This window comes from Streptomyces viridochromogenes DSM 40736 (assembly GCF_000158955.1).
Lineage (GTDB): Bacteria > Actinomycetota > Actinomycetes > Streptomycetales > Streptomycetaceae > Streptomyces > Streptomyces venetus.
On the sequence record NZ_GG657757.1, the window covers coordinates 2,173,875 to 2,183,719 of the forward strand.

The 9,845-nt window shown below is 71.8% G+C and carries 5 protein-coding genes and 2 pseudogenes; 4 read left to right on the forward strand and 3 right to left on the reverse strand.

The features are described from left to right. Positions 1 to 64: 64 nt before the first annotated feature. A pseudogene (locus SSQG_RS09550) lies at positions 65 to 1,817 on the reverse strand (lytic transglycosylase domain-containing protein). A 352-nt stretch (positions 1,818 to 2,169) separates the two neighbouring features. Here SSQG_RS09550 and SSQG_RS09555 point away from each other — a divergent pair. Next, positions 2,170 to 3,027: a DUF4184 family protein gene (locus tag SSQG_RS09555; protein ID WP_039932234.1), complete on the forward strand. Its 858-nt coding sequence runs from the start codon at positions 2,170 to 2,172 to the stop codon at positions 3,025 to 3,027. Here the strand turns inward: SSQG_RS09555 and SSQG_RS09560 are convergent. Together SSQG_RS09560 and polA are read right to left on the reverse strand one after the other, a co-directional pair. Further along, positions 2,945 to 3,406 carry a hypothetical protein gene (locus tag SSQG_RS09560; RefSeq protein ID WP_052310253.1) on the reverse strand — a complete coding sequence of 154 codons (462 nt, stop codon included), beginning with the start codon at positions 3,404 to 3,406 and terminating at the stop codon, positions 2,945 to 2,947. The two genes, SSQG_RS09555 and SSQG_RS09560, sit on opposite strands and share 83 nt — an antisense overlap. Before the next feature lie 192 nt (positions 3,407 to 3,598). Beyond that, on the reverse strand, positions 3,599 to 6,325 hold the full coding sequence (gene polA, locus SSQG_RS09565; protein WP_039932236.1) for a DNA polymerase I: 2,727 nt from the start codon (positions 6,323 to 6,325) through the stop codon (positions 3,599 to 3,601). 298 nt (positions 6,326 to 6,623) lie between these two features. On the opposite strand from polA, the gene SSQG_RS09570 reads away from it, so the two are divergent. From SSQG_RS09570 to SSQG_RS09580, 3 genes and pseudogenes are all read left to right on the forward strand, one after another. After that, positions 6,624 to 8,903 carry an FdhF/YdeP family oxidoreductase gene (locus tag SSQG_RS09570; protein WP_003989538.1) on the forward strand — a complete coding sequence of 760 codons (2,280 nt, stop codon included), beginning with the start codon at positions 6,624 to 6,626 and terminating at the stop codon, positions 8,901 to 8,903. Between the two features lie 56 nt (positions 8,904 to 8,959). After that, positions 8,960 to 9,448, forward strand: a complete 489-nt coding sequence (locus SSQG_RS09575) for a PaaI family thioesterase (protein WP_003989539.1) — start codon at positions 8,960 to 8,962, stop codon at positions 9,446 to 9,448. A 129-nt stretch (positions 9,449 to 9,577) separates the two neighbouring features. Then, a pseudogene (locus SSQG_RS09580) lies at positions 9,578 to 9,845 on the forward strand (trypsin-like serine protease); the annotation flags it as partial.

The following is a 9,845-nucleotide window of genomic DNA, read 5'->3' on the forward strand; positions in this document are numbered from 1 at the left end:
CACGTTGCACACACAACGAAGCCCCTCCCCGGTGAGGAGGGGCTTCGTGTCTCGTACTCGAGGGCTACGCGCTGGGACTGGCCGACGGGCTCGGCGAGGACGTCTCGGCCGCCGCCACGGTCAGTTCGACGGTGAGGGTCGCGCCGCCCGCGGTGCTGACCCGGAGCAGGAAGGTGCCGGTGGTGTCGTCCGCGTACAGCTTCGGCAGCTTCAGCAGGCCCTTGGCGTCCGTCTTCAGGCTCGTCAGGGTGCGTACGGCCTTGCCGTCGGCGTCCTTGAAGTAGGGGCCCTTGTCGTTGGCGGTCGGGTCGTCCTCCGACTTGATCAGCGTGGCGGTGGCGGCGACGCCGTCCGCGACGGCCCCCTGGTACGTGGCCTTCACCTCGACCTGGTTGGCGAACTCGCCGCCCGGGGTGCAGGTCAGGGCGGCGTCACCGGTGCGGGCGAGCTGGTCCGCGGCGCGTTCGGTGACGGTGGCCTTGTAGTCGAGGCCGACCGCACGGCCCACGACGGTGGCGCGGACGGTGACACCAGACGTATCCTCCCCCGCCTGCAGAGCGGGCGCGCCGGCCACGCCGGAGCTGTTGGTGGCGACCGTGGCGACACTCTCGCCGCCGGTGAAGGTGGTGTCCGTGTCGCCGATGATCGTGAAGCGGATCCGGACCTTGGCGACGACCTTGCCGGCCTTCGTCTCGGCGCGGGTGCTGATCCGCTTGCCGAACACGTCGCCGGCCATGGCGGTGAGCTTCGCGGTTCCGGCGTCCCTCCAGGTGGTCCACCGTGTCGGTGGGGGTGGGGGGCGTCGTGGGCGGTGTGCTCGGGGTGCCGGGCGGGGTGGTGGTGGGGGGCTTCGGGGTCGTGGTGCCGCCCCCGCCGGGCTTGTCGGGCCTGGGGCTGGGCTTGGGCGTCGAGCCGCCCGGAGCCTGGGTCTTCGGGGTGGTGCCGGGCGTGGAGGGCGTGGCGGGGGTGGGGCTCGCCCCGGCCCCGTTGTCGCTGCGGTTGTTGGGCAGGGTGCCGGTGCCGTCGGGGATCTCGTGCGTGCCCTTGCGGTAGTACTCCAGCCACCTCATGACGAGGTTCAGGTACTCACGCGAGTTGTTGTAACTGAGGATCGCGCGGTCGAGGTCCCTCTGGTCGGACAGGTCCCAGTTGTTGCGGCACAGGTAGTGGCCGGCCGCGAGCGCGGCGTCGTAGACGTTGTTGGGGTCCTTCTTGCCGTCGTCGTTGCCGTCGCGGCCCGCCCAGGCCCAGGTGGACGGGATGAACTGCATCGGACCGACGGCCTGGTCGTAGTCGCTGTTGCCGTCGTAGGCGCCGTTGTCGGTGTCCTTGATGAGGGCGAAGCCGTTGCCGTCGAGCTGCGGGCCGAGGATCGGCGAGGTGGTGGTGCCGTCGGCGCTCACGCGGCCGCCGCGGGCCTGGCCCGACTCGACCCGGCCGATGGCCGCGAGGAGTTGCCAGGGCAGGTTGCAGCCGGGCTTGGCCTCGCGCAGGGCGGTCTCGGCCTTCTTGTAGGCGTCGAGGACGGTGGCGGGGATGCCCGCCTCGGTGGTGCCGGGGGTGACGGGTCCGGTTCCGGTGCTCGGTGACGGGTTCGGGCTGTTGAGCGGCGGCAGGTCCGTGTAGTAGGGCGAGTTGCCGGTGGCGCCGCCGTCGGAGGTGCTCGCGTCGGGTGAGGGTATGGCGTCCGCGGCGGTGCGTCTGCCGTGGTCGTTCACCCCCGGAGCCTGTGAGGCGGACAGGGCCGCGACCGCTACCGCGGCCACGGCGGTGGTTGCCGCCCCCTTGCGCAGCCTCCTGCCGAATTGCGCCGCCATAGAGTGAACCCCTCCCGTGGACGCCCGAGCGTCCTTCTCTCCGTGTGTCGCGCGCTGCCGTGCCGCGTTCGCACGCTCGTGTTGCGTTCGCGGTCTTCTGTTGCGTTCGCTCTGTTGTGACGACCGAGAGGGCCGAGTGGTTGCCCTCCGGACCGTGTTTCCCCGGCCCGTGTCTCCGGCCCGGGGCACGGTGACCCTGGCGACCCTACGACAACTTCCTTTGCTCGGGCACCCGTTCGTGCCCGATTTTCACCAGTTGGTCATGTGGCGGGCGTGGCGGGCGGCCGGTGTTCGGGATCCCGCATACTGGGCCCTCCGACCGCCCGGGCAACCACCGTCACGAGGAGCCGAGTTGCCGTTCACGCTGAGCCATGCCGCGGCCGTGCTGCCCGCCGTACGCGCCGACGGCACCGGACGCGGGCCGCTGGTGCCCGCCGTGCTCGTGGCGGGCTCCTTCGCGCCCGACATGACCTACTACGCGGCGAGTGCGGTGTCCGGGGCGATGGAGTTCGGTGACGTGACGCACTCCCTGCCGGGGGTGTTCACGGTCGATGTGCTCATCGCCTGGGCGCTGGTGGGGCTGTGGCTGCTGGTGCGCGAGCCGCTGGTGGCGCTGTTGCCGCGGGCCCGGCAGGGGCCGGTGGCCACGCTGTTGCGATGCGGTGTGCCACGCGCGCGGGTGCGGACGTCCCTGGTGGTGCGGTGGTACGTGTCCGCGGTGCTCGGCGCGCTGACGCATGTCGTGTGGGACGCGTTCACGCACCTGGACCGGTGGGGGATGCGGCTGTTCCCGGTGCTGGGCCGGGAGGTGGCGGGCTCGCCGCTCTACTGGTACCTGCAGTACGGCGGTTCGGCGGTGGCCGCCGTCGTGATCGCCGCGTTCGTGGCGTACGGGCTGCGGCGGATTCCGGTGCGCGAGCCGGTGGGCATCCCGGTGCTGGCGGCGCGGGACAGGTGGGCGGCCGGTGCGGTGATCGGTGGCTTCGCGCTGTTGGGGGCGGTGCAGCGGGCCGCGCACTGGTGGGCCTACTGGGGCTCGGTCGCGAAGCCCTGGGAGATCATTCCGACGGTGTGCTTCGGCGCGGGTGCGGGGCTGGTCCCGGCGCTGCTGCTGTACGCCGTGGGGGTCAGGGTGCGCCGTCCGGTCCCGGTGCCGGCCGGTCCCGGCCGCGCCGACGACGCGGAGCCGAGCCGTCCGGCCGCTCGCTGAGGGGGTCGGTGGTCGTCGTGACGGCTGCGGGGCGGGGCCGTGGTGACAGCGCGAGGACGAGGGTCAGGTAGCCGCGGGCCAGGCCGGCCCAGGGACGGGGACGGCCGAGGGAGATCCTGGCGTTGCCGGGGGCTGCGGGTTCGGTGCCGCCGAGGTGGCCGGCGCTGCCCGGGCGTGGCGCGGTGGGGGTGTCGGCCCCGGTGAGGCCTGCCGGTCGCTGTTCGGGGGCCAGGTGCCGCCGAAGATTCTCCGTCGCCCGGCGCAGGGCCGGGGTGAGGGTGGCGGGGACGCGGACCGTGCTCGCGGCGACCGCGAAGGGCGGGACCTGCGAGGGTGCCACGCCTGTTGCCGTACGGCGGAGGAGCGTGCGTATGCCCATGCCCGCTTCCTTGCGACCGCCGGGAGCACGGGCGCCTTCTCGGAGGCCACGCGAGTGACGCCTCCGGCACGGGAACTTTGCCCGGCTGCTACCGGCGAAGTACCAGCCGTTGCCGGCGATGCCGTGCTCGGCAGGGAGCGGTGCCCCCGGCCGTGCTCTTGCCGAGGGCCCCTCCATCCGTTCCGAGTTGTACTAGTGCGCTGCCGACTCCCAGTCCGGGCCCGAGCCCACCGAGACGCCCAGGGGGACGCGGAGCTGGACCGCGTTCGCCATTTCGCGGCGGACGAGTTCCTCGGCGGTGGCGCGCTCCCCGGGGGCGACCTCCAGGACGATTTCGTCGTGGACCTGGAGCAGCATGCGGGACGTCAGACCGGCGTCCTTCAGCGCGCTGTCCACGTTGAGCATGGCGATCTTGACGATGTCGGCCGCCGTGCCCTGGATGGGCGCGTTGAGTGCCATCCGCTCGGCCGCCTCGCGGCGCTGGCGGTTGTCGCTGTTGAGGTCGGGGAGATAGCGGCGGCGTCCGAAGAGCGTCGCCGTGTAGCCCGTCGCGCGGGCCTCGTCGACCGCCCGGCGCAGATAGTCCCGTACGCCGCCGAACCGCTCGAAGTACGCGTCCATCAGGGCGCGCGCCTCCGCCGCCTCGATGTTCAGCTGCTGGGAGAGGCCGAAGGCCGAGAGGCCGTAGGCCAGGCCGTACGACATGGCCTTGATCTTGCGGCGCATCTCGGCGTCGACCGCGGTCGGCTCGACCGCGAAGACCTGTGAGGCGGCCGTGGTGTGCAGGTCCTCGCCCGAGGTGAACGCCTCGATCAGGCCCTCGTCCTCGGAGAGGTGGGCCATCACGCGCAGTTCGATCTGGCTGTAGTCGGCCGTCATCAGGGACTCGAAGCCCTCGCCGACGACGAAGCCGCGGCGGATCGCGCGGCCCTCGTCGGTGCGGACCGGGATGTTCTGCAGGTTCGGGTCCGTGGAGGACAGGCGGCCGGTGGCGGCGACCGTCTGGTTGAACGTGGTGTGGATACGGCCGTCGGCGGCGATGGTCTTGATCAGGCCCTCGACGGTGACGCGGAGCTTGGCCTGCTCGCGGTGGCGGAGCATGATCACCGGCAGCTCGTTGTCCGTCTGTCCGGCGAGCCAGGCGAGGGCGTCGGCGTCCGTGGTGTAGCCGGTCTTGGTGCGCTTCGTCTTGGGCAGGGCGAGCTCGCCGAAGAGGACCTCCTGGAGCTGCTTGGGTGAGCCCAGGTTGAACTCGTGCCCGGCCGCGGCGTGGGCCTCCTTCACCGCCTGCTGGACGGCACCGGCGAACATCTGCTCCATGGCCTCCAGGTGGGCCCGGTCGGCCGCGATGCCGTGCCGCTCCATGCGGGCGAGCAGCGCGGACGTGGGCAGCTCCATGTCCCGCAGGAGGTCGGCGGCGCCCACCTCCTCCAGGCGGCTCTCGAAGGCCTCGCCCAGGTCCAGGACGGCACGGGCCTGGATCATCAGGGCCTCGGCCTCGGCTCCCTCGTCCTCACCGAAGGCGAGCTGTCCGTCGGCCTCGGCGGCGGGGGCCAGCTCGCGGTGCAGGTACTCGAGGGAGAGCGCGTCCAGGTCGAAGGAGCGGCGGCCCGGCTTGACCAGGTAGGCGGCGAGCGCGGTGTCCATGGTGACGCCCTCGACGCTCCAGCCGTGCTCGGCGAAGACACGCATGGCGCCCTTGGCGTTGTGGAGGATCTTGGGCCGGGCGGCGTCGGCGAGCCAGGCCGCGAAGGCCCTCTCGTCGGCCTCGTCCAGCTGGGAGGGGTCGAACCAGGCGGCCGGTCCGCCGGGGGCGGCGAGCGCGATCTCGGCGACCGACCCGGTGCCGAGCGCCCAGGTGTCGACGGTGGCGATACCGAGGGGCTGGGTGCCGTGCTCGCTGAGCCAGCCGGTGAGCTCGCCGGTGCCGAGCACCGTGCCGTCGAGCTGCACGCCCTCCGTGCTGATCGGGGTGGTCTCGGCCTCCTCTGCGCCGGGGTCGACGGCGAAGAGACGCTCGCGCAGCGAGGGGTTGCGGATCTCCAGGGTGTCGAGGACCATCGCGACGGCCTTGCGGTCGTAGGCGGCCCGCTCCAGGTCGGTGACGCCCTTGGGGAGCTCCACCCGGCGCTCCAGCTCGGTGAGCCGGCGGTTGAGCTTGACCGCTTCCAGGTGGTCGCGGAGGTTCTGGCCGGCCTTGCCCTTGACCTCTTCCACGCGCTCGACGAGTTCCGCGAAGGAGCCGAACTGGTTGATCCACTTCGCGGCGGTCTTCTCACCGACGCCGGGGATGCCGGGGAGGTTGTCGGAGGGGTCGCCGCGCAGGGCCGCGAAGTCGGGGTACTGCGCGGGCGTCAACCCGTACTTCTCGAACACCTTCTCCGGGGTGAAGCGGGTCAGCTCGGAGACGCCCTTGGTCGGGTACAGCACCGTGGTGTGCTCGCTGACCAGCTGGAAGGAGTCGCGGTCGCCGGTGACGATCAGTACGTCAAATCCCTCGGCCTCGGCCTGGGTGGCGAGGGTGGCGATGACGTCGTCGGCCTCGAAGCCGTCCACCGCGAAGCGGGCGGCGCCCATCGCGTCGAGGAGCTCGCAGATCAGGTCGACCTGGCCCTTGAACTCGTCCGGGGTCTTGGAGCGGTTGGCCTTGTACTCCGTGAACTCCTGAGACCGCCAGGTCTTGCGGGAGACGTCGAAGGCGACCGCGAAGTGCGTGGGCGCCTCGTCACGCAGCGTGTTGGCCAGCATCGACGCGAAGCCGTAGATCGCGTTCGTGGGCTGGCCCGTCGCGGTGGTGAAGTTCTCCGCGGGCAGCGCGAAGAACGCGCGGTAGGCCAGCGAGTGCCCGTCCATGAGCATCAGTCGCGGGCGGCTGCCGCCGGAGGTCTGGTCGGTCGTCTTCGATGCTGTCTCTGCCACGCCCCCGATCCTGCCACGCCCCACTGACACTCGGCCCCGCCCCCGGCTCCGGCCGGCACCCCGGGACACCGCGGCCGACCCCGTCCGCCCGGCCGCCGGGCCCCTCTCCAACGCCGCCGGTCCCCTCTCCAACGCCGCCGGGCCCCCTCTCCGGCCGCCGGCGACGCTCACCGGCGAGAACCCCGGCCGTCGCCCGATGTGCCCGCGCACACAGCCGGCACCCGCCCCGGCACCGATGTCACCACCCCGTGCGAGGATCTGACGCGGACCTCACTGCGCAGTCGAAGGGGAGCGTGCGATGGTGTCGAAGCCGCCCAAGAGTGATCCGGTTCAGGACGCGCCACAGGTCGCCGGACCGAAGCACGCCGCAGCGGGGATCCCGGCGATCGGGCACACGCTGCGCATCGCCCAGCAGCAGATGGGTGTGAGGCGCACCGCGCTGACACTGCTGAGCGTGAACCAGAAGGACGGCTTCGACTGCCCGGGCTGTGCCTGGCCCGAGCCGGAGCACCGGCACAAGGCGGAGTTCTGCGAGAACGGCGCGAAGGCCGTCGCCGAGGAGGCCACCCTGCGCCGGGTGACGCCCGAGTTCTTCGCCGCGCACCCGGTCGCCGACCTGGCCGGCCGCAGCGGCTACTGGCTGGGACAGCAGGGCCGCCTCACCCACCCCATGTACCTGCCCGACGGGGGCACGCACTACGAGCCGGTCACCTGGGAGCGCGCCTTCGACATCGTCGCCGAGGAGATCGCCGCCCTCGACTCCCCCGACGAGGCCCTCTTCTACACCTCCGGCCGCACCAGCAACGAGGCAGCGTTCCTCTACCAGCTCTTCGCCCGCGAGCTCGGCACGAACAACCTGCCCGACTGCTCGAACATGTGCCACGAGTCGTCCGGGTCGGCGCTCTCCGAGACCATCGGCATCGGCAAGGGCAGCGTCCTGCTGGAGGACCTGTACAAGGCCGACCTGATCATCGTCGCCGGCCAGAACCCGGGCACGAACCACCCGCGCATGCTCTCCGCCCTGGAGAAGGCCAAGGCGGGCGGGGCGAACATCATCAGCGTCAACCCGCTGCCCGAGGCGGGCCTGGAGCGTTTCAAGAACCCGCAGACCCCGCAGGGCATGCTCAAGGGCGCCGACCTCACCGACCTGTTCCTGCAGATCCGCATCGGCGGCGACCAGGCCCTCTTCCGCCTTCTCAACAAGCTGATCCTCGACACCGAGGGCGCGGTCGACGAGGCGTTCGTACGGGAACACACCCACGGCTACGAGGAGTTCGCCGAGGCCGCCCGCGCCGCCGACTGGGACGAGACGCTCAGGGCGACCGGTCTGACCCGGGAGGACATCGAGAAGGCCCTGCGCATGGTCCTCGCCTCCGAGCGCACCATCGTCTGCTGGGCCATGGGCCTCACCCAGCACAAGCACTCCGTTCCCACGATCCGCGAAGTGGTCAACTTCCTTCTCCTGCGCGGCAACATCGGCCGCCCGGGCGCGGGCGTGTGCCCGGTGCGCGGCCACTCGAACGTGCAGGGCGACCGCACCATGGGCATCTTCGAACGCCCCGCGCCGGCGTTCCTGGACGCCCTGGAGAAGGAGTTCGGCTTCGCCCCGCCGCGCGAGCACGGTTACGACGTCGTACGGGCCATCCGCGCGCTGCGCGACGGCGAGGCGAAGGTCTTCTTTGCCATGGGCGGCAACTTCGTCTCCGCCTCCCCCGACACGGACGTCACCGAGGCGGCCATGCGCCGGGCCCGGCTGACCGTGCACGTGTCGACGAAGCTGAACCGCTCGCATGCGATCACCGGCGCGCGGGCCCTGATCCTCCCGACGCTCGGCCGCACCGAACGCGATCTCCAGGGCAGCGGAGAGCAGTTCGTGACCGTGGAGGACTCGATGGGCATGGTGCACGCCTCCCGGGGCCGGCTGGAGCCCGCGAGCCGGCAGCTGCTGTCCGAGCCGGCCATCGTCTGCCGCCTGGCCCGCCGCGTGCTGGGCGAGAGCAGCGCCACGCCCTGGGAGGAGTTCGAGAAGGACTACGCGACGATCCGGGACCGCATCGCGCGCGTGATCCCCGGCTTCGAGGACTTCAACGCGCGCGTGGCCCGGCCCGGCGGTTTCGCGCTCCCCCACGCCCCGCGCGACGAGCGCCGCTTCCCCACGGCCACCGGCAAGGCCAACTTCACCGCCGCGCCCGTGGAGTACCCGGAGCTGCCCGAGGGCCGCCTGCTGCTGCAGACACTGCGCTCGCACGACCAGTACAACACCACGATCTACGGCCTCGACGACCGCTACCGCGGCATCAAGAACGGCCGCCGGGTGGTGCTGGTCAACCCCGAGGACGCCCGGGCCCTGAAGCTGGCCGACGGCGGTTACGTAGACCTGGTCGGCGAGTGGAAGGACGGCGTGGAGCGCAGGGCGCCCGGTTTCCGCGTGGTGCACTACCCGACGGCCCGGGGCTGCGCCGCCGCGTACTACCCGGAGACCAACGTGCTGGTGCCGCTGGACGCCACGGCGGACACCAGTAACACCCCGGCCAGTAAGTCCGTCGTGGTGCGTCTGGAACAATCGGCCACCGACTGAGCGTTCGCTCAGCGAGAGACGCAGCCGAGCGATGAGGACGAACGGAGCCGGGCCCCATGGGTGAGCAGCAGCATGTGAAGTTCCCGCAAGAGGTCATCGACGAGTACGCGGCGCTCGGAGTGGACCTCCTGGCCCTCTTCTCCGCGGGCCATCTCGGGAACCGGATGGGCGTCCAGATCTCCGAGGCGTCGGCGGACCGGGTCGTCGGGACGATGCCGGTGGAGGGCAACACCCAGCCCTACGGCCTGCTGCACGGCGGGGCCTCCGCGGTGCTGGCCGAGACGCTGGGCTCGATCGGGTCGATGCTGCACGGCGGCAGCTCCAAGATCGCCGTGGGCGTCGACCTGAACTGCACCCACCACCGCGGGGTGCGCTCCGGCCTGGTCACCGGTGTGGCCACGCCCGTGCACCGGGGGCGCTCGACCGCCACGTACGAGATCGTCATCACCGACGAGCACGACAAGCGCGTGTGCACCGCACGGCTCACCTGCATGCTGCGTGACGTGCGGCCGGCCGACGAGGAGCTCATCCGGTCCGCGGGCTGACCCCAAGGCTCCGGACGTAGGGAAAACCCTGGAGGGGCGGGCGCGCTCTTGTCGCGGCCGCCCCCGGAGGCTTCACTGGCGCTCCACCCCCACAGGAGAAGACCCGTCCCAACCGCCGAAGGGTTTCTCTTGACCTCCGTACGCGCCTTCGCCGTCACCGCGGCGGCCAGCGCAGCCGTGCTCGCCACCGCGCTGCCGTCCTCCGCCATCAACTCCTACAACGCCACCCCCGCCCCCGAACGCACCGAGGTCGGCGCGCTCGTGGCCACCTGGGACGACGACGACAACCCCGCGACCCCCGACCGGGTCGACTGGGTCTGCTCCGGCACCATGATCGACGCGGACACGTTCCTGACCGCCGCGCACTGCACCACCGACTGGCCCGACGACGTACGGT